16 protein-coding genes and 2 tRNA genes are annotated in these 18,653 nt (G+C 65.8%); 1 reads left to right on the top strand and 17 read right to left on the bottom strand.

What is annotated here, in order from left to right:
• Nucleotides 1-61: 61 nt before the first annotated feature.
• The 3 genes from rlmD to surE all read right to left on the bottom strand — a co-directional run bounded on the left by rlmD (nucleotide 62) and on the right by surE (nucleotide 3,298).
• A complete protein-coding gene (gene rlmD / locus MUN46_RS04685) occupies nucleotides 62-1,504 on the bottom strand; it encodes a 23S rRNA (uracil(1939)-C(5))-methyltransferase RlmD (protein ID WP_243376140.1) in 1,443 nt (480 codons plus the stop codon).
• Between the two features lie 128 nt (nucleotides 1,505-1,632).
• A complete protein-coding gene (locus MUN46_RS04680; protein WP_243376139.1) occupies nucleotides 1,633-2,502 on the bottom strand; it encodes a M23 family metallopeptidase in 870 nt (289 codons plus the stop codon).
• Between the two features lie 25 nt (nucleotides 2,503-2,527).
• Nucleotides 2,528-3,298, bottom strand: coding sequence for a 5'/3'-nucleotidase SurE (gene surE / locus MUN46_RS04675; RefSeq protein WP_243376137.1), 771 nt, complete (start codon nucleotides 3,296-3,298; stop codon nucleotides 2,528-2,530).
• Between the two features lie 241 nt (nucleotides 3,299-3,539).
• On the opposite strand from surE, the gene MUN46_RS04670 reads away from it, so the two are divergent.
• Complete coding sequence (locus tag MUN46_RS04670; RefSeq protein WP_281069853.1) at nucleotides 3,540-4,112, top strand: recombinase family protein; 573 nt, start codon at nucleotides 3,540-3,542, stop codon at nucleotides 4,110-4,112.
• A 138-nt stretch (nucleotides 4,113-4,250) separates the two neighbouring features.
• Here the strand turns inward: MUN46_RS04670 and MUN46_RS04665 are convergent, their stop codons facing one another.
• From MUN46_RS04665 to MUN46_RS04600, 14 genes are all read right to left on the bottom strand, one after another.
• Nucleotides 4,251-5,546: a dicarboxylate/amino acid:cation symporter gene (locus tag MUN46_RS04665; RefSeq protein WP_243376133.1), complete on the bottom strand. Its 1,296-nt coding sequence runs from the start codon at nucleotides 5,544-5,546 to the stop codon at nucleotides 4,251-4,253.
• A gap of 405 nt (nucleotides 5,547-5,951) precedes the next feature.
• Nucleotides 5,952-6,028: transfer RNA gene (locus tag MUN46_RS04660), tRNA-Pro, on the bottom strand.
• A gap of 26 nt (nucleotides 6,029-6,054) precedes the next feature.
• A complete protein-coding gene (locus MUN46_RS04655; RefSeq protein ID WP_243376131.1) occupies nucleotides 6,055-6,408 on the bottom strand; it encodes a MerR family transcriptional regulator in 354 nt (117 codons plus the stop codon).
• 108 nt (nucleotides 6,409-6,516) lie between these two features.
• Nucleotides 6,517-6,861, bottom strand: coding sequence for an integration host factor subunit alpha (locus MUN46_RS04650; protein WP_237980147.1), 345 nt, complete (start codon nucleotides 6,859-6,861; stop codon nucleotides 6,517-6,519).
• Nucleotides 6,862-6,875: 14 nt separating this feature from the next.
• On the bottom strand, nucleotides 6,876-9,287 hold the full coding sequence (gene pheT, locus MUN46_RS04645) for a phenylalanine--tRNA ligase subunit beta (RefSeq protein WP_243376129.1): 2,412 nt from the start codon (nucleotides 9,285-9,287) through the stop codon (nucleotides 6,876-6,878).
• A 17-nt stretch (nucleotides 9,288-9,304) separates the two neighbouring features.
• Nucleotides 9,305-10,324 carry a phenylalanine--tRNA ligase subunit alpha gene (gene pheS / locus MUN46_RS04640; RefSeq protein WP_243376127.1) on the bottom strand — a complete coding sequence of 340 codons (1,020 nt, stop codon included), beginning with the start codon at nucleotides 10,322-10,324 and terminating at the stop codon, nucleotides 9,305-9,307.
• Nucleotides 10,325-10,601: 277 nt separating this feature from the next.
• Nucleotides 10,602-10,961 carry a 50S ribosomal protein L20 gene (gene rplT / locus MUN46_RS04635; RefSeq protein ID WP_237980153.1) on the bottom strand — a complete coding sequence of 120 codons (360 nt, stop codon included), beginning with the start codon at nucleotides 10,959-10,961 and terminating at the stop codon, nucleotides 10,602-10,604.
• A 20-nt stretch (nucleotides 10,962-10,981) separates the two neighbouring features.
• Nucleotides 10,982-11,182, bottom strand: coding sequence for a 50S ribosomal protein L35 (gene rpmI / locus MUN46_RS04630; protein ID WP_237980155.1), 201 nt, complete (start codon nucleotides 11,180-11,182; stop codon nucleotides 10,982-10,984).
• Between the two features lie 189 nt (nucleotides 11,183-11,371).
• A complete protein-coding gene (gene infC / locus MUN46_RS04625) occupies nucleotides 11,372-11,920 on the bottom strand; it encodes a translation initiation factor IF-3 (protein ID WP_285230627.1) in 549 nt (182 codons plus the stop codon).
• Nucleotides 11,920-13,845: a threonine--tRNA ligase gene (gene thrS, locus MUN46_RS04620; RefSeq protein ID WP_243376125.1), complete on the bottom strand. Its 1,926-nt coding sequence runs from the start codon at nucleotides 13,843-13,845 to the stop codon at nucleotides 11,920-11,922. The genes infC and thrS overlap by 1 nt, the downstream gene beginning before the upstream one ends.
• Before the next feature lie 183 nt (nucleotides 13,846-14,028).
• Nucleotides 14,029-14,105, bottom strand: a tRNA-Val gene (locus MUN46_RS04615).
• Nucleotides 14,106-14,200: 95 nt separating this feature from the next.
• On the bottom strand, nucleotides 14,201-16,333 hold the full coding sequence (locus MUN46_RS04610) for a RelA/SpoT family protein (RefSeq protein WP_243376124.1): 2,133 nt from the start codon (nucleotides 16,331-16,333) through the stop codon (nucleotides 14,201-14,203).
• A 138-nt stretch (nucleotides 16,334-16,471) separates the two neighbouring features.
• The gene (locus tag MUN46_RS04605) at nucleotides 16,472-17,092 is read right to left on the bottom strand and encodes a response regulator transcription factor (RefSeq protein WP_243376122.1); all 621 of its coding nucleotides are present in this window, start codon (nucleotides 17,090-17,092) and stop codon (nucleotides 16,472-16,474) included.
• Between the two features lie 155 nt (nucleotides 17,093-17,247).
• The gene (locus MUN46_RS04600) at nucleotides 17,248-18,627 is read right to left on the bottom strand and encodes a PFL family protein (RefSeq protein ID WP_243376121.1); all 1,380 of its coding nucleotides are present in this window, start codon (nucleotides 18,625-18,627) and stop codon (nucleotides 17,248-17,250) included.
• Nucleotides 18,628-18,653 lie beyond the last annotated feature (26 nt).

The raw sequence follows: 18,653 nt of genomic DNA, 5'->3' as shown, positions 1-18,653 counted from the left end.
AGCCTCTGACGCCGCCCCGGGCGTGCAGCCCCGGACGGCCCTAAATCTAAAGGGATTTATTTTAACATGCCGCGGGACCGGCACCGCCCTTTTCACTCTTCTTTTCACCTTCGCCCTGCGCCGGCTTCGGCCCCGGCAGGAGCAGCGCGATCGACTCGACGTGCCCCGTGTGCGGGAACATGTTCATGACGCCCGCGGCGGCAAGCCGCCAGCCGCCCTGGTGCATCAGGATCGCGCAGTCCCGGGCGAGCGTGGCCGGGTTGCAGGAAACGTACACGACGCGGCCGGGCCGGCGGGCGCTGGCCGCAAGGACCTGGGCCACGGCCTGCGCGCCCTCGCGCGGCGGATCGAGCAGCACCCGGTCGATCCCCGAGGAGCGCTCCCAGAGCGCGTCCCAGTCCTTCTGCGACCAGGTGAAGAGGTTGCGCGCGACAAAATCGGTCTTGTCCGACAGGCCGTTGGCGGCCGCCCCGGCCCGGGCGCGGGCGACCAGCCCCTCGCTGCCCTCGAGCCCCGTCACGCGGGCGCACCTGCGCGCAAGCGGCAGCGTAAAGTTCCCGAGCCCGCAGAAGAAGTCCACCGCGTGCATCCCGGGCTCGAGCTCGAGCATCCTCACCGCCCGGCTCACCATCACCCGGTTGAGGTCGTGGTTCACCTGCGTGAAGTCGGTCGGGCGGAAAGGGATTTCCACCCCGAACTCCGGCAGCGTGAGCCGCAGCGCGTCGCGCAGCGCCGGGTCCACCGGAGCGGCGGAATCCGGGCCCGCGGGCTGCAGCCAGATGTCGGCCCCGTGCTCCCGCCCGAAGGCGAGCAGCTGGTCGAGATCGTCCTTTTCAATCGGAACGAGATGCCGGAAAACCAGCGCCGTGCGGCCCCTGCCGTCCACGGCGACCTCGATCTGGGGCAGCCGCTGCCGGATCTTCAGGGACTCGACGAGGCCGCGCAGCGGGTCGATCATGTCCGAGACATGCCGCGGCAGGATCGGGCAGCAGTGCATCTGCGCCACGAAGCTCGACGAGCGCTCGTGAAAGCCCACCAGAACGCCCCCTTTTTTCGCCACGTCCCGCACCGAAAGCCGCGCCCGGTGGCGGTAGCCCCAGTAGGGCCCGTAGATCGGCGGCAGGACGAGCTCCGGGCGCAGCTTTCCGATGTGCCAGAGCGCGTCAATCAGCACCCGCTGCTTCATCGCCACCTGCGCGGCCGGATCGAGGTGCTGCATGGCGCAGCCCCCGCAGCAGCCCGGCTCAAGGCCGAAGTGCGGGCACCTCGGCTTCACCCGCAGCGGCCCCTCGCGCAGCAGCTTCACGATCCGCCCGTCTTCGAAAGAAGCCTTGTTGCGGACCCGCTCGTAGATCACCCGCTCGCGGGGCAGCGCGCCCTCGACGAACACGGCCTTGCCCTCGCGGTGCCCGACGCCGCGGCCGTTCTGGTCGAGGCTCTCGATTTCTATTTCAAACCTGTCAGGGGTCTTCTGCTTTTTTCTGCTGTGATAGGAACGGCCCATGGCGGGTCACCTCCGGAGCCGGCCGCCGACGAGGCGCGGCTTCTTTTCTTTTTAAAGATGAAAGCCCGGGAACCCTCGCGGCCCCGGGCGCAGTCCTGCGCGGCGGCGCGAATCCGGCCGCCCTGCTCTCAGCGCAGATATTCGTGGGGATCGACCGGCTTGCCGGCGATGCGCACCTCGAAATGCAGCACCGGGCTGGAGGCGTTCAGACCGCCCACCGTGGCGATCTTCTGCCCCGCCTTCACGCGTTCGCCCTTCTTCACGGCAACGCTCTGGAGCTGCCCGTAGGTGGTCACGAAATTCCCGTCCCCGTGCCGCAGGATCACGATGGTCCCGTAGCCCTTGAAGGCGTTGGAAATCAGCAGCACCTCGCCGCCGGCGGCCGCCTTCACGGGGGTTCCGCGGGCGGCCTTGATGTCGATGCCGCGGGTGGCGGCGCTGAATCCCTTCGTCACCTCGCCCTTCACCGGCCACTGCAGGGTCTCGCCGGTCCCCGGGACGGTCTTCACGGCCGTCTGGGCTTCAGCGGAGGCGGCCGGCGCGCTCTGAGCAGTCTTGGGCGCGGGAGCCGCGGCTGCGGCGGCCGGAGCTGCCGCGCTGCGGGCCGCGGAGGCGCCGCCCGGGATCTTGAGAGTGCGGCCCGTCTCGAGCTTGGTCGGGTCGGTGATGCCGTTCTCGCTCATCAGGGCGTGGACGCTCACGCCGTGGTTCTTCGCGATGCGGTAGAGCGTGTCGCCGCGCTGGACGACGTAGGTTCCGGCCGCCGGCTTCGCGGCGGGCCGGACCGGCGCTGCGGCCGGGGAGCCGCCCAGGGGCACGGCCTGCGCCACCGGTTCGGCCGGGGCGGCCGGCGCCGCGGGAACCGGAGCGGTCCGGGCCGGGGGCGTGGAAGAAGTGCTGCTCTTTTCATCCACCGGCGCGAGGCTCACCGACGAGCAGGCCGAGAGAAGCGCCGCGCAGACCGAAGACGCGATTAAAAGCTTTGATGCATGAGACATGCTGCTGACTCCTCATTGAATCCCTTCAGGCGCCTTCCCTGCCGGGAAGGGCCTCGTCAAACCAGGTCGCCGCGGGCGAGAGCTGGCTGTACTGCGTTAAGTCTATTTGCAAAGGCGACACGGATACAAATCCATGCGCGGTTGCATAAAAATCCGTTCCCGGCCCCTGATCCTTCGGATCTCCCGCGCGGCCGAGCCAGTATACCTTCTCGCCCCGGGGGTCGATTTCCTCGAAGACGCCGCCCGCGCTGTGGCGGCGGCCCAGCCTCGTCACCTGCACTCCGGAGAGCACGCCGTAGGGCATATTGGGGATGTTCACGTTCAGCAGCACCGGTTCCGCGGAGCTTTTCCTCTCGAGGAACTGCCTGACGATGTCGGAGGCCACCCGGGCGGCCGACTCGAGCTCCATCCATCCGCGGTCGATCTGGGAGAAGGCGATCGCGTCGACTCCGAACTGAAAGCCTTCGATGGCCGCCGCCACGGTGCCGGAGTACATGGTGTCGTCTCCCATGTTGGCCCCTGAGTTGATGCCCGAGACCACGAGGTCGGGCTTCGAGCGCAGCAGTCCGGTGAAGGCGAGGTGGACGCAGTCCGAGGGCGTGCCGCTCACGGCGAAGACGTTCTGCGCAACCTCGGTCGCCCGCAGGGGCATCTGCAGCGTGAGCGAGTTGCTCGCGCCCGACTGGTTGTGCTCCGGAGCGCAGACCGTCACTTCGCCGAAGGCGCTCATCGCCGCAGCGAGCGCCTGGATGCCCCGCGCGGAGTATCCGTCGTCATTGGAAATAAGTATATGCATGGGCGTTTTCCGTCTATGCCGGGCGGCGCAGCTCAGGCGCCGCCCGGGGCGGGGCCCGCGGCCCCGGATCAATGCCGCTAATGATAGCGGCTTCAGGGGCCGGCGGCCTGCGGCCGGGCCGGGAAGAGGCCGGAAATCAGGGCGCCGGCCTCACGAAACAGGCGGGAAAGTATATACTTCGCCACTGTGATGTTCTTACCAACCGTCCTGTGCTGGCACAGGATCGTTCACTCCTCAAGACATGAAGCTATCGGTTTGGGCCCGCCAAAGAGGCATCTGCTATCAGACGGCATGGAGGCTGTGGAAAAACGGGAAACTGCCCGTGCCCGCCTGCCAGCTGCCCTCGGGAACCATTGTGGTCGATGACGTTCCGGCCGCCGGCGGGGTCGGCCTTTACGCGCGCGTTTCCACCGTGGCCGAAAAAGACCGGCTCGAGCGCCAGATGAGGCGCCTCGAGGTCTATGCGGCGAGCATGGGCTGGAGCGTGATCGACAAGGCGAGCGAGATCGCGAGCGTGACCAACGACCGCCGCCGGGGGCTGCTGAAGCTGCTGAAAAACAAGCAGGTGAGAACCATCATCGTGGAGACCCCAGACCGGGTGCTCCCCTCCGGGTTCTGCTATCTGGACGCCGCGCTTCAGGCCGAGGGCAGAAGAGTGATCGCGCTCGAGGACGCCTTCTCCTCGGAGGATGAAAAAAAGCTGCTGCAGGAGCTGATCGAGCTCTACAGCGCCCGGGTTCTCGGCCGCAGCGGAGCGGCCCAGCGCGCCCGGGACATCCTCTCGATGCTCGAAAAGGAGCCGCAGGAGCGCTGAAAAAGGACGCCTGCCCGCAGCGGGCGCGGAGGGCTTTCCCGCCCCCGCGGCCGGCCTGAATTCAGCAAACCCCGGCTCCGCATCAGCGGAGCCGGGGTTTTCGCTTTCCTGGGGGAAGCGCGGGAGCGCGCCCGGCTCTCAGGCCGCGCCGCCCTCCGCGGGAAGGCGCCCCTTCAGATCGTGGTCCGTCATGGCCGCGACGCACGAGTCGCTCGTGACGTTCACGGTGGTTTCAATCATGTCGATGATCGCGTAGATCGGCAGGATCACGCCCATCAGGTCAATCGGGACGTTGAGCGAGGCCATGAGCGAGAGGGTGAGGAAGTAGCAGCCCATCGGCACCCCGGCGTTTCCAACGGCCGCAATCACGGCGATCACCGTCCAGACCAGCATCGTGCCGCCCGTGATCGGAATCCCGGCGTTCTGCATGAGAAAGAGCGAAGTGACGAGAATGAAGGCCGCGCAGCCGTTCATGTTGATCGTTGTGCAGATCGGCAGCACGAAGCGGGTCACGCGTTTGTCAAGGTGCAGGTTGTTTTCCGCCGAGGCGAGCGTCACGGGCAGCGTGCCCGCGGAGCTCTTGGAAAAGAGGGCCACGGCCATGGCGGGGGCCATGCCGCGGTAAACGCGGACCGGGCTGAGGCCGCGCAGCAGCAGGAACGCCGGCAGCACCACAAAGTACTGCAGGAGGTTGCCGCCCAGCACCACGGCCACGTACTTGCCGAGGGCCCCCACGATCACGCCCGCCTCGATCTGGGCCGAAAGCTGGGCCGCGAACGCAAGGATGCCCAGGGGCAGCACGGCAAGCAGCGCCCGGATCAGCGTGAACAAAAGCTCCTGCAGCCCGAAGATCACCTTGAGCAGGGCCGCGCGGGGCTCGGTCTTCGGCATGAAGGCGAGAGCCAGGCCGACGGCCACGGCAATGAACAGGACCGACAGGACGTTGCCCGCGAGGAAGGGATGCAGAATGTTGTCCGGGATCACGGACAGGAAATGATCGTAGTAGGAGAGCTTCTCAAGGTTCTGCGGCACCTGAGAGGCCCCGGCCGAGGCGATCGAGGCCGGGATGTTGCCCGGGGCGATGGCAATGTAGAGCCCCAGCGCGACGAAGGCGGCCGCAAAGGTCGTGGCGAGCGTGTAGAAGACCGCGTGCCCGAAAATCGCCCGCGTCTCCTTCTTCGCCCCGAGCTGCGAGAGCGTGGTGATGACGGCCAGCGCGATCACCGGCACGGCGATGAACTTGAACAGCCGCGTGAAGACCGTGGCGATGAAGCCGAACAGCTCATTGAGCCAGTCGATCTGAAGCCAGCCGAGAAAGCCGCCGGCAATCAGCGCCGCGAACCACAGAATGATGGTCCGGGTCTGGGATCTGCCCAGGGAGGCCGGCCGGTCCTGGCCGGCAGCCGGAGTCTTGTCTTTATTTTCTTCCTGCATGTTGGGTGTCCTGCGTGAAAAGCAAACCGGGTGCGGGGCGCCGCCGAAGCCGCCGAATGATGCCCGCCGGAGCGGCGCACCGCTTCGGGGAAGCTTACTCTTTTTTTTAAATACTTGAGTAATTGAGTCGGATATTTTTGGGGCCGGCGGCCTGCCGGACAGAAAAACGGAGCCAGCCCGGCTTCGCTAAAGACGCGAGGAAGTGCGAAAAAAGCCGCCCCGGGCCCTGGCGCCGATGCGTCCGGGATCCGTTCGCGGGCATTTGGGATTCAATGAGGCCGCGCGGGCCCGCGGCAGGCGGCGGCTGTTCACGCGCGTTTCGCAGGCCTCTCCTGCCGGCGGACATCGGCCCGGCATGCAGACAAAGAAAAAGGAGGCAACTCACGTCGCCTCCTTTCCTGGATTTGGTCGGGGTGGTGGGATTCGAACTCACGACCCCTTGCACCCCATGCAAGTGCGCTACCAGGCTGCGCCACACCCCGCGACTTCTAACTATAGCACAAAACTTTTATAAAAGAAAGTCCCGGATGGAATCCCGGATGTCCTCCAGTTCCTCCAGAACTCCCTTTCCCGCGGCCGCCTTGGCCTTCTGATCCGTTTTTTTGCGCTTGAGGCATTTCTTCGCACCCGCAAGCGTGAAGCCCTTGTCGTAGAGCAGCTCGCGGATCTCCCGGGCCTTCAGGATGTCCTTGCGCTCATAGCGGCGGCGCGAGCCGTGGCGGCCCGGGGAGAGCTGCTTGAACTCTTCCTCCCAGAAGCGGAGCACGGAAGTCGCGACGCCGACAAGCTCCGCCGCCTCCCCAATCGTAAAGAAGCGTTTGTCGGGAATCGGCGGAAGATCTTCAGTTTTTCTCTCAGCCATTCCTTGGTCCTTCTCCTGTTGATTGGTGATTGTAATCGCAAAAAAAGAAAAGGCAGGGCCCCGCCAAAGCGCAGGCTCTGCCTGATTTTACGGGCGCGGCGGCCTGGATCAGTCGCCCGATCTGGCCGGGCAGCCGGCGAGCACCGCTTCGCGCAGCTTCGCCGAGGCGTGGAAGGTCACGACGCGGCGGGCGGTGATGGCGATGTCCTGGCCGGTCTTTGGATTGCGGCCGGGCCGCTGGGACTTGTCGCGGAGCTGGAAGTTGCCGAAGCCCGACAGCTTCACGGCGCTTCCCATCTCAAGACGGGTGCGGATCTCGTCGAAAAACACGTCGACGAGAAGCTTCGCCTCGCGCTTGGAGAGGCCCATGCGGTCAAACAGGACGTCCACGAGATCCGCCTTGGTCATGGTGGCGCCGACCTGGGCTTCAGGCTTGTTGTCTTTAATGCTCATTTCTCTGCTACCTTTTACTCGCGCAGTTTGATGTTCAGTTTAGCAAGGCTCGAGACAATGGCCTGCACCGCCTTCTCCGTCTCGGACTCCGAGAGCGGATTCTCGCCGAAGGACTCCAGCACAATGCGGAAGGCCATCGACTTGTCGGCCTGAGGCGCGTCCTTCGGACGGTACACATCGAAGAGCCTGAAGTCGGCCAGGCCCGCCAGGCAGGGGTCGCAGGCGCGCGCGGCCTCGACCGTGCCGTAGATCTGGCTCAGAGTCACCGCCCGGGGCACGAGCACCGAAATGTCGCGCAGCTGCGGCTGGAACTTCGACACCGGCCTGTACTGCGGCACCGGCACCGCAAGCAGCGGCTCGGCCTCCACCTCGAAAACGACCGGGGCGAGCGGCAGGTCGTAGGCCTGCTGCAGCTTCGGGTGCAGCTCGCCGATCATGCCGATGCGGCGGCCGTCGAGATAGACTCCGGCGCTGCGCCCGGGGTGCAGCGCGGGGAAGGCCTCGGGCACAAAGCTGAGCTTAAGCGGGAAGGCGATCGCCTCAAGGTCGCCCTTGAGGTCGAAGAAATCGACCCTGCGGGCCTTTTCGCCCCACTGCAGGGAGGCCGCGTCCCCATAGGCGAGCGCCGCGAGGTGCTCGGGCTGGCGCACGCCCTTGACCGAAGTGTCGGAGGGCTCGACCGACGGGTCGCGGAAAAACACGCGCCCGAGCTCGAAGACCCTGACCCGGTCGGCCTTGCGGTTGAGGTTGTAGCCCAGCACGGACACCAGGCCGCCCAGCAGCTGGGTGCGCATCACCGACAGCTGCGAGGCGATCGGGTTGAGAAGGCGGATCGGACTGCTGTTGCCGGCGAAGTCGCGCTCCCAGCGCTCCTCCACGAAGGAGAAGTTCACGAGCTCCTGGTAGCCGCGGGCCGCAAGGCCGCGGCGCAGGTCGTGGCCGCTGCGGCGCTCCTCGCGCTCGGGCAGCATCACGGCGCGCTCGAGCGGGGGATTCTCCGGCAGGCGCCCGTAGCCCCAGAGCCGCGCCACCTCCTCGACGAGGTCTTCCTCGATCTCAATGTCGAAGCGGTAGGTCGGGGAGACGACGCTGAAGAGCTCCCCGTCGCGGCTGTACTCGAAGCCCAGGCGCCGGAAGGCCTGCTCCATGAAGTCGGTCGGAATGTCCACCCCGACCAGCTTCCTGCAGCGCTGCGCCCTCATCTTCACCACCGGCGGGCGGGGCATGTCCTGCTGCACGTCGAGGACCGGGCCCACCTTCGTTTCGGAGGTGCCGCAGATGTCGAGCACGAGCTTCGTGATGTATTCGAGGTGCTCGGCCACGGAGCCGTAGTCGACGCCGCGCTCGAAGCGGAAGGAGGCGTCGGTCGAGAAATTGAGCCTGCGCGCGCGGCCCTGGATCGCGCTGCGGCGGAAGAAGGCGCTCTCGATGAACAGCGAGGTCGTCTCCGGCCCGATCGATCCGGCCTTGCCGCCCATGATGCCGGCCAGCGCCTGCGGGCCGCGGTCATCGGCGATCACGCCGAAATAAGGTGACAGGGCCACCGTGCGGTCGTTGAGCAGCTCGAGGCTCTCGCCCTCGCGGCCCCAGCGCACCGTGATCCCGCCCGAGAGCCGGTCGAGGTCGAAGAAGTGCGTCGGGCGCCCGAGCTCGAACATGACGTAGTTGCTGATGTCGACCAGCGGCGAGATGCAGCGCTGGCCGAGCCGCTCGAGGCGCTCGCGCATCCAGTCGGGCGTGCGCGCGTTCGGGTTGAGGCCGCGGATCACCCGGCCCGCATAGCGGGCGCAGAGGTCCTTGGCCTCGATGTGAATCGGGAACTGCTCGCCGCAGTTCGGCTCGACCGGCGTGAAGGCCGGCAGCGACAGCGGCGCGCCGGTGATGGCGTGAACCTCGCGGGCGATGCCGATCAGGGAGAGCGCATCGCCGCGGTTGGGCGTCACGTTGAGGTCCACCACGGTGTCGTCGAGATGCGCGTAGGCGCGGATGTCCTTTCCCACCGGGGCGTCGTCGGGCAGGATCCACAGCCCGGTGTGGTCCTCGGAGACCCCGAGCTCGCGGGCCGAGCAGAGCATGCCGTTCGAGGCCACGCCGCGCAGCTTCGCCTTCTTGATCCTGAAATCGCCGGGCAGGACGGCGCCCACCAGGGCGCAGGGAACCTTCACTCCGGCCTTGACGTTGGGGGCTCCGCAGACGATCTGCAGGGGCTCGCCCGTGCCGGCGTCCACCTGGCAGACGTGCAGGTGGTCGGAATTCTCGTGCGGGACGCACTCCAGCACCTTCGCGACCACGACGCCCGAGAAGGCGGGCGCCGCGGGCCGGGACTCCTCGACCTCCAGCCCGTGCATCGTGAGCGCGTCGAGAAGCTCCGCGGTGCTGATCGCGGGATTGACGTAGGTACGCAGCCAATTTTCAGAAAACAGCATTTTCCCTTCCTCTCCCCTTACTCGTTGAACTGCCTCAGGAACCGCAGGTCGCCTTCGAAGAACAGGCGCAGGTCGTCGATGCCGTAGCGCAGCATCGTGAGCCGCTCCAGGCCCGAGCCGAAGGCAAAGCCGCAGTATTTCTCAGGGTCGAGGCCGTAGTTGCGGATCACGTTCGGGTGAACCTCGCCCGCGCCGGAGATCTCGAGCCACTTGCCGCGGCGCGCTCCGGTCGTGAACATCATGTCCACCTCGACCGAGGGCTCAGTGAACGGGAAGTAGCTCGGGCGGAAGCGCACGACGAGGTCGTCGGTTTCAAAGAACCGGCGCAGGAACATCGAGTAGACGCCCTTCAGGTCGGCGAAGCTCACGCTGTCGCCCACCCACAGGCCCTCGACCTGATGGAACATCGGCGAGTGCGTCGCGTCGGAGTCGACCCTGTAGGTGCGGCCCGGGGCAATCACCTTGATGGGAGGACGGTGCGTGCGCGAATAGCGCACCTGCATGGGGGAGGTGTGGGGCCGCAGCGGCAGCGGCAGTCCGTTCTCGTCCTTCAGGTCCACGTAGAAGGTATCCTGCATGGAGCGGGCCGGATGATTCGGCGGGTTGTTGAGGGCGGTGAACGTGTACCAGTCGTTTTCGATTTCCGGGCCCGAGGCCACGTCAAATCCGATGGAGCGGAAGATCTCCTCGATCCTGATCCACGTCCTGATCACCGGGTGGATGCCGCCCGCGGCCGAGACCCGGCCCGGCAGCGTCACGTCAATCGCCTCGGCAGACAGCTTCTGCTCGAGGGCCGCCCGGGCGAGGGCCTCGCGGCGCTCGTTGAGCGCCGCCTCCACGGCCTTCTTCGCCTCGTTGATCTTCGCGCCCGCCTGCCGGCGCTCGTCGGCCGCGAGCTCGCGGAGGCCCTTCATCATCACAGTGAGTTCGCCGGTCTTGCCGAGGAACTTCGCCTTGGCGTCTTCGAGGGCGGCCGACTGCGTCGCCTCTTCGAAGGCCTGCCTGGCCTGTTCTATCAGTTTGGATAAATCTTGCATTTTTCTTCCATTCCAGGACGGAAAAAAACTCTGCGGGGCCTGCTGCGGCCCGCTTCGGGAAAAAAGCGCCTGACGCCGCGCCCGCCTTGCGCGGCCCGCATTTTTTCCGAAATGGGTTGACGCGGCCCTCTTCAGGGCATTGATGAAAAAAAGGGCGGCCTCAGAAAACCGGGGCCGCCCTTTTTAAAGCCGGGGAAGCTGCGGGACGCGGCACGCAAAAGCCGGCCGCTCCGCACTCCCCGCCGCGACGCTCTGACGCGGGCTCCGAAAAGCCCGATCAGGCGGCGCGAGCTGCTTTAGCTTTTTCAACCAGGGCGGCGAAGGCTTCCTTGTCGAACACGGCCATGTCGGCGAGCACCTTGCGGTCCAGGCAGATATTGGCCTTGTGGAGGCCGTTGATGAAGCAGCTGTAGGTCAGTCCGTTCGCACGGGTGGCCGCATTGATGCGGGCGATCCACAGGCGGCGGAAGACGCGCTTCTTCGCACGGCGGTCGCGGTAGGCGTACTGGGCGCCGCGCATGACGGCTTCCTTCGCGACGCGGAAAACGTTATTCGCGCGGAGGCTGTAGCCCTTGGAGAGGGCAAGCAGCTTCTTATGACGGGCACGGGCAGTTACACCACGCTTGACTCGAGGCATCTTTTTTTCTCCTATCCAGATCAGGAAGCGATCGCAAGCATGCGCTTGACGTTGAGCTCATTGCACTTCGCAACAGTCACCATGCCGCGCAGATGACGCTTGTTCTTCGTCGTGCGGTGAGACAGGATATGACGCTTGGTCGAGTGTCCAAACTTGATGGAACCGCCGGAGCGAAGCTTGAAGCGCTTCGCGGCGGCCCGCTTGGTTTTCATCTTCGGCATTTGCCGTTACCTCTTTTTTGCATGGCTCAAGGGCGCTTTCCCTTAAAGGGCGGGAAAGGCTTGACGGCCCCGAGTCACTTCTTTTAAAAACTCCGCGCCCGGCCCATTGCCGGCCAGGTCCCGGAGGTACTGCTGAATTGCTTTGCCGGCCAGGGGGCGGCCCCGCGCTGCGGGACCCGCCCCGGCGGGTCACTTCTTTCTCTTCGGCCCGAGGACCATGATCATCTGCCGGCCTTCGAGCTTCGGACGGCTCTCGACCTGCGCGACATCGGCAAGGTCCGCGGTCACGCGGTCGAGCAGCTCCGCGCCGAACTCCTGGTGGGCCATCTCGCGGCCGCGGTAGCGCAGCGTGATCTTCGCCTTGTCGCCGTTTTCAAGGAAACGGCGCACCGAGCGCAGCTTGGTCTGGTAGTCGTTCTCGTCGGTGGCGGGGCGGAACTTCACTTCCTTGACCTGAGTGACCTTCTGCTTCGCCTTCGCCTCCTGGGCGCGCTTCTGCTCCTGATACTTGAACTTCCCGTAATCGATCAGACGGCAGACCGGGGGACGGGCCTTGGGAGCGACCTCGACCAGGTCGACTCCCATGTCCTCGGCCATGCGCAGCGCCTCGGCCGTCGCCATAATCTGGCTCGATCCGTCGGGCAGCGTCACGCGGACTTCCGGAATGCGGATCTCGCGGTTCACGCGGTGCCCGCGCGGCTCTTTATCTTTTGCAGGGATTGTTGCCCTATTCAGTATCACTTGGCGACCTCAATGTTCGACTTTGCGGCGACCTGCGACTCCAGCATCTTCAGGAACTGCTCGAGGCTCATAGCGCCCAGGTTCTTGCCGCCCCTTTCGCGGACGGAAACCGTACCCGCCTGGCGCTCCTTGTCCCCGACCACGAGGATGTAAGGAATCTTCACCTGGCTAAGCTCACGGATTTTATAGTTTATCTTCTCGCTGCGCAAATCCTCTTCTACTCGATAACCCGCAGCGAAGAGTTTTTCGTAGACTTCATGCGCGTAGGAGGCCTGCGCGTCGGTGATCGAGGCGACGGCCGCCTGAACCGGCGCAAGCCACGTGGGCAGCGCGCCCGCGTAGTGCTCGAGTAGCATGCCGATCCAGCGCTCGAGCGAGCCCAGGATCGCGCGGTGCAGCATCACGGGCACCTTCCTCGAGTCGTCGGAGTCCACGTACTCGGCGCCCAGCCTTCCGGGCATCTGGAAGTCGACCTGCACCGTGCCGCACTGCCAGGAGCGGCCGAGGCAGTCCTTCAGGTGGTACTCAACCTTCGGGCCGTAGAACGCGCCCTCGCCGGGCAGGATCTTGTAGGCCACGCCCGCGCTGTCGAGCGCTTCCATCAGCGCCTTTTCGGCCTTGTCCCAGACCGCGTCCTCGCCGATTCTCATCTCAGGGCGCGTCGCGATGAAGTATTCGATGTCGCTGAAGCCGAAGTCCTTGTAGACCTTCTGCACGAGGGAGGTGAAGTGCACGCACTCCGAAAGAATCTGGTCTTCCGTGCAGAAAATGTGGCCGTCGTCCTGCGTGAAGCCGCGCACGCGCATCAGCCCGTGCAGGGAGCCCGAGGGCTCGTTGCGGTGGCACTGGCCGAACTCGCCGTAGCGGATCGGCAGGTCGCGGTAGGAGCGCACGGCGTTCTTGAAGATCTGGATGTGGCCCGGGCAGTTCATGGGCTTCAGGGCGTAGATGCGGTTCTCGCTCTCGGTGGTGAACATGTTGGAGCGGTACTTCGCCCAGTGCCCGGAGCGCTCCCAGAGGGAACGGTCGAGCAGCTGCGGGGCCTTCACCTCCTGGTAGCCGTTGTCGCGGTAGACGCCGCGCATGTACTGCTCGATCACCTGCCAGAGGGCCCAGCCGCGGGCGTGCCAGAAGATCATGCCCGGGGCCTCTTCCTGGAGGTGGAAGAGATCCATCGTCTTGCCGAGCTTGCGGTGGTCGCGGCGGCCGGCCTCCTCGAGCATGTGCAGGTAGTTCTTAAGCTGCTCGCGGGTCGCAAAGGCCGTGCCGTAAATGCGCTGCAGCATCTCGTTTTTCGAGTCGCCGCGCCAGTACGCGCCGGCCACCTTCATCAGCTTGTGCACCTTGAGGCAGCCCGTGCTCGGGACGTGGGGGCCGCGGCACAGGTCGGTGAAGTCGCCCTGCGTGTAGAGCGTGATCTTCTCGCCCTCGGGAATGGCCCGCACGAGCTCGACCTTGTAGTGCTCGCCCTCGGACTCGAAGAACTTCACGGCCTCCTCGCGGCTCACCTCGCGGCGGGTGATCGGCAGATCCTGCCTGACGATCTCGTCCATGCGCTGCTCGATCGCCGCGAGATCCTCCTGCGTGAAGGGCTTCTTCGAGGAGAAGTCGTAGTAAAAGCCGTTTTCAATCGCCGGCCCGATCGTCACCTGCACGGAGGGATAGAGCTGCTTGACGGCCTGAGCCATCAGGTGCGCCGTCGAATGCCGGATAATCTGCAGCCCGTCTTCGTCGGACGCGGTCACGATGGAAACCGCGGCGCTGTGGTCGACCGGCGTGGACAGATCGACGAGCTGTCCGTCCACTCGTCCCGCAATCGCCGCGCGGGCCAGTCCCGCGCCAATCGACGCAGCGATCTGGGCGACCGTCTGCGCTCCCTCGTACTGGCGTTTGGATCCGTCAGGCAGTGTAATTTCGATCATCTGGAACTCCCCATTCCCCACCAGTGTTGCCGGCGAGCCTTATCGGTAAAAAAAAAGTGCGGGCTGAGCCGCACTTTTTTAAGCTAAGGAACTGCTGTGTGACTCGCCCCGTTAGAAACGAGTCAGGGTAGTTTGACCAAATACAATGCAGTCGAACACCGCAGCAGCTCCCAGAATAAATATTGGTAGGCACGATTGGACTCGAACCAACGACCCCCACCATGTCAAGGTGATGCTCTAACCAGCTGAGCTACGTGCCTGAGAGGTTTTTAATTGTACGGATTCGGAAGAAAAAAGCAAGTCCGGGCATCAAAAAACGTCTTTTTAAGGGATATCACTAACCTTTCTCCTCCGCTCAGCAGCGCCTGGCCGATATCACGCCCTTCACCCCGAGAATCTCCTTGAGGGCCTGGTGCAGCAGCGCCGTGCCCGGCACCTCGAGCCCGAAGCGCAGCCGGGCGACGTTCTTCACCGTCTGGGTGTTGACGTGCGTGATGTTGATCTTGAGGCGGATGAAGATGTCGGTCACGTCCTTGATGAGCCCGATCCTGTCGCGCGCGAGCACCAGGATCTCGAGGGGATAGACCGCATCCTCGGGGGGCTTTCCCCAGGAGACGTCGATCAGCCTCTCGCGCGAGTGCTCCATCAGGTTCTTGAGGTTCGGGCAGTCGGCCCGGTGCACCACGACGCCGCGGCCGCGGCTCACAAAGCCCACGATCTCGTCGGGAGGCACCGGGTGGCAGCAGCGGGCCAGCTGCGTGAGCAGCGAGTCCACCCCCACCACGAGCACGCCGCCCGAGCCGCGCCCGCGGGGCTTCGCCTGCAGGGAGCGCAGGGGCGGCTCGGGCGCCTCCTCGGCCTTCTTCTCGGAGGGCGGCGCCACCGCCGCTTCGATCGCCCGGGTCGAGATCTCGCCCTTGTCGAAGGTCGTGCAGAGATCCTCCACGGACTCGAAGCCGAGCGTTTTCGCGAGCAGCTCGAGCTTGAACGTGCTGCGGCCGAGCCGCGCGAGCTCCCGGTCGAGCTTGTCGCGGCCGCGCTCGATCTGCTCCTGGAGCTGCTGCGCGTTGAACCAGGCCCTCACCTTGCCGCGCGTGCGCGGCATCGCCGCGAACCCGAGCTCCGGGTTCATCCAGTCGCGCGAGGGGCCGCCGGACTTCGCCGCAATGATCTCCACCGTGTCGCCCGTGCGGATCCTGTGCGTGAGCGGCACCATCGCGCCGTTCACCTTCGCGCCCCGGCAGCGGTGCCCGAGCTGCGTGTGGACCATGTAGGCGAAGTCGACCGGCGTGCTGCCGGCGTCAAGCTCCACGACCCTGCCCATCGGCGTGAGCGCATAGACGTGCTCGTCCTCGACGCCCGGAGCCTTCGGAGGCTCCACGTCGGAGTGCCAGGCGAGCAGCTGCCGCAGCCACACCACCTTCTGCTCCTCGGCGCTGTTCACCCCGAGGGAGTTGCCCGCCTCCTTGTAGCGCCAGTGCGCCGCAAAGCCGAGCTCCGCGAACTCGTGCATCTCCCGGGTCCTGATCTGGATCTCGACGGGCAGCCCGTTGCTCGCCCGCACGACGGTGTGCAGCGAGCGGTAGCCGTTCGGCTTCGGGTGGGCGATGTAGTCGTCGTACTCGGAGGAGATGGCGCTGAAGGACTCGTTGATGATCGACAGCACCTCGTAGCACTGCGCGACGGTGTCGACGATGATGCGCAGCGCCCTCAGGTCGAAGAGCCGCTCGAAGGGCAGGTGCTTGCGCTCCATCTTGAGCCAGATCGAGTAGATGTGCTTGGAGCGGCCCGACACCTCCGCGCGGATCCCCCTTTTCTCAAGCAGCGCGCGGATCTTGCGCACGCAGTCCTGGACGAAGGCGATGCGCTGGCTGCGCGTCGCGTCCAGCTTCTTCACGATGCTCTCGTAGACCTCCGGCCTCGTGAAGCGCAGCGACAGGTCCTCGAGCTCCCACTTCAGCTGCCAGATGCCCAGGCGGTTTGCGAGCGGCGAGTACAGCTGCAGCGTCTCCGCGCCGTAGATCTCGGCCTCGGGGTTCGGGTGCATGGCGAACCAGCGCAGCGTCTGCAGGCGGCTGGCCAGCCGCAGCAGCACCACGCGCAGGTCCCCGCACATCGCCAGCAGCATCCGGCGCAGCTTCTCGGGCTGGGAGGCGGCGTTCGCCTCCTTGTTCTTCGAGCGCGCCTGCACGGAAAGCCGGATCAGGCCCTGCAGCTGGCGGCACAGCCCGAGCACCCGCGTCCCGAAGGACTTCTCTATCCACTCGTCGGAGTTCTTGAGAAAGACCTGCACCGAATAGAGATAGGCCGCCGCAAGCAGCTCGTCGTCGTCGCGGATTCCCCGCAGGATGGCCGCCATGCCGTCGGCATGGGCGAGCCTCGGCTCGCCGGTCTCAAGAACCTGGCCCTCGTAGATCGGCTCCACCATCGAGCGGGCGAGCTGCCAGTTCACGGGCCTGGCCGTTTCCTTTGTCTCTGAAGCTTCCATCTGTGTTCACCGAACCGCTGAAAAAAAGCAGGCGCTTCTGAAGAAAGCGCGGGGCCCGGGCCGGGCAGGCGCGCGCAGTCAGAAGGCCTTCAGTGCAGTATAGACAATTCCGCAGGAGGGACCCGGCGCGGCGGCTTTTCAGCTCACGCCGATGCGGGCGAGCAGCGCGGCGATGTCGACGCCGTTGCGCACCGAGAGCTTCCGGCAGGCCGAGCCGCGGTGCACCTTCACGGTTTTCTCTGCGATCGCGAGCCGCTGCGCGATCTCCTTGTTCTGCAGCCCCTGGGCGACGAGCCTCACCACCTCTTTTTCACGGTCGGTGAGCGTGCCGTAGGCTTCGCGCTCCGCGCTCACCCGGCGCTCCTGCTGCCGGGCCGCGACCGAGCGCTCGACGGCCGCGCGGGTGACGGAGATCAGCCGGGCCGCGTCGACGGGCTTCTGCAGGAAGTCGACGGCGCCCTGCTTGAGCACGTGCACGGCCATGTCCACGTCGCCGTGGCCGGTGATGAAGATCACCGGCAGCGCGATGCCGCGCTCCTGAAGAGCATCCTGCAGCTCGAGCCCCGTCATGCCCGGCATCCGCGCATCCAGAAGCAGGCAGCCGGGCCTGGAGGCGTCGCCCTGGCCCAGGAATTCCTCGGCCCCCGCGAAGCAGGCGGTCTGGAAGCCTGCGGCCTCGAGAAGAAACGCGGTGGACTGCCGCACTCCGGGATCGTCATCGATGATGCGCACCAGAGGCTGGTCGTTTTCATTCGTCATAGCGCAGCTGCACCTGCCCAGTATAGGATCAAAGCATTAAGACAAAAGACTCAATCTCAGGGGCCTAGTTTACCCTCCCCCAAAGCCTTAAGGGGGCGCCCTTCCCGAAGCCGCGCGGCGGCGCCCCGCGGCTTCGCGCAGGAGGGCCCGCGCCTTTAGTTCTTCAGGCTGTGGATCGGGGCGGGAATCCGGCCGCCCAGGGCCATGAACTTCGAGGACTCGCCGCCCGGCACGCGGATCACGGCGGCCTCGCCCAGCAGGCCTCCGAACACAGCCTTGTCGCCCACGGTCTTTCCCGGCACCGGAATGACGCGCACCGCCGTGGCCTTGTTGTTGATCATGCCGATCGCGGCCTCGTCGGCGATGATGCCGGCCACCGTGGCCGCCGTCGTGTCGCCCGGGATCGCGATCATGTCGAGCCCCACCGAGCACACGGAGGTCATCGCCTCGAGCTTCTCAAAGGACAGGGCGCCGGAGCGGGCCGCCGCCTCGATGGAGGCGTCCTCCGAAACGGGGATGAAGGCGCCGGACAAGCCGCCGACATGCGAGGAGGCGAAGACGCCGCCCTTCTTCACCGCGTCGTTGAGCATCGCAAGGATCGCCGTGGTGCCGGGCGCGCCGATGGAAGACAGCCCGAGGGCCTGGAAGATCTCGCCCACGGAGTCGCCCACGGCGGGCGTCGGGGCGAGCGAAAGGTCGGCCACGCCGAACGGGATGTTCAGCGCCGCAGCCACGTCGCGGCCGATGATCTCGCCCACGCGGGTCACCTTGAAGGCCGTGTACTTGATCGTTTCGGCCACATCGTCGACGGTGACGCGGCGGCCCGCGGCCTTGTCCTGCATCAGCCGGTCGAGCGCCTTCTTCACCACTCCGGGCCCGGACACGCCGACGTCGATCACGACGTCGGGCTCGCCCACGCCCAGATAGGCGCCGGCCATGAAGGGCACGTCCTGGGGGATGTTGCAGAAGACGACGAGCTTGGCCGCGCCAAGCCCGTCGCGGTCCGCGGTGGCCTGCGCGACGTCGATCACGCGCTGCCCCATGAGGGCGACGGCATCCATGTTGATGCCCGCCTTGGTCGAGCCCACGTTGATCGACGAGCAGACCCGGTCGGAGGTCGCAAGCGCCTCGGGCAGCGCGTCAATCAGGTTGCGCTCGCCGGGGGTGATGCCCTTTTCGACCAGGGCGCCGAAGCCTCCGACGAAATCCACCCCCACCTCCTTGGCGGCCGCGTCAAGCTCGCGGCAGACCGCCGCCATCTGGTCGCGCGTGAAGGACGAGCAGACCGTGCCGATCGGAGACACGGAGATGCGCTTGTTCACCACCGGGATGCCGTAGCGGTCGCCCACCATGTTGCAGGTCTCGACAAGGCGCTTCGCGTAGCGGGAGATCTTCGAGCGGAGCCGGTAGGAGAAGGTGTCAAGGTCCGTGCTCGCGCAGTCAAACAGGCTGATGCCCAGCGTCACGGTGCGCACGTCGAGGTGCTCCGTGCGGGTCATGTTGATGGTCGAGAGAATTTCGCTTTCTGAAATCATTCGTGTTCCCTTCTTAGAAAAAGGAA

Source organism: Mesosutterella faecium, assembly GCF_022809315.2.
In the GTDB taxonomy this organism is placed as follows: Bacteria; Pseudomonadota; Gammaproteobacteria; order Burkholderiales; family Burkholderiaceae_F; genus Mesosutterella; species Mesosutterella faecium.
Note: the sequence above shows the minus strand (reverse complement) of the source record. Positions and strands in the feature narration are given on the sequence as shown.

Excerpts from the sequence above, each read along its gene's own strand:
- MUN46_RS04610 (WP_243376124.1), bottom strand. The coding sequence starts at position 16,333 with ATGGAAGCTTCAGAGACAAAGGAAACGGCCAGGCCCGTGAACTGGCAG.
- rplT (WP_237980153.1), bottom strand. The coding sequence starts at position 10,961 with ATGCCTCGAGTCAAGCGTGGTGTAACTGCCCGTGCCCGTCATAAGAAG.
- MUN46_RS04655 (WP_243376131.1), bottom strand. The coding sequence starts at position 6,408 with ATGGCTGAGAGAAAAACTGAAGATCTTCCGCCGATTCCCGACAAACGC.
- pheT (WP_243376129.1), bottom strand. The coding sequence starts at position 9,287 with ATGCTGTTTTCTGAAAATTGGCTGCGTACCTACGTCAATCCCGCGATC.
- MUN46_RS04605 (WP_243376122.1), bottom strand. The coding sequence starts at position 17,092 with ATGACGAATGAAAACGACCAGCCTCTGGTGCGCATCATCGATGACGAT.
- thrS (WP_243376125.1), bottom strand. The coding sequence starts at position 13,845 with ATGATCGAAATTACACTGCCTGACGGATCCAAACGCCAGTACGAGGGA.
- surE (WP_243376137.1), bottom strand. The coding sequence starts at position 3,298 with ATGCATATACTTATTTCCAATGACGACGGATACTCCGCGCGGGGCATC.
- pheS (WP_243376127.1), bottom strand. The coding sequence starts at position 10,324 with ATGCAAGATTTATCCAAACTGATAGAACAGGCCAGGCAGGCCTTCGAA.
- MUN46_RS04600 (WP_243376121.1), bottom strand. The coding sequence starts at position 18,627 with ATGATTTCAGAAAGCGAAATTCTCTCGACCATCAACATGACCCGCACG.
- rpmI (WP_237980155.1), bottom strand. The coding sequence starts at position 11,182 with ATGCCGAAGATGAAAACCAAGCGGGCCGCCGCGAAGCGCTTCAAGCTT.
- MUN46_RS04650 (WP_237980147.1), bottom strand. The coding sequence starts at position 6,861 with ATGAGCATTAAAGACAACAAGCCTGAAGCCCAGGTCGGCGCCACCATG.
- MUN46_RS04670 (WP_281069853.1), top strand. The coding sequence starts at position 3,540 with ATGAAGCTATCGGTTTGGGCCCGCCAAAGAGGCATCTGCTATCAGACG.
- rlmD (WP_243376140.1), bottom strand. The coding sequence starts at position 1,504 with ATGGGCCGTTCCTATCACAGCAGAAAAAAGCAGAAGACCCCTGACAGG.
- MUN46_RS04665 (WP_243376133.1), bottom strand. The coding sequence starts at position 5,546 with ATGCAGGAAGAAAATAAAGACAAGACTCCGGCTGCCGGCCAGGACCGG.
- MUN46_RS04680 (WP_243376139.1), bottom strand. The coding sequence starts at position 2,502 with ATGTCTCATGCATCAAAGCTTTTAATCGCGTCTTCGGTCTGCGCGGCG.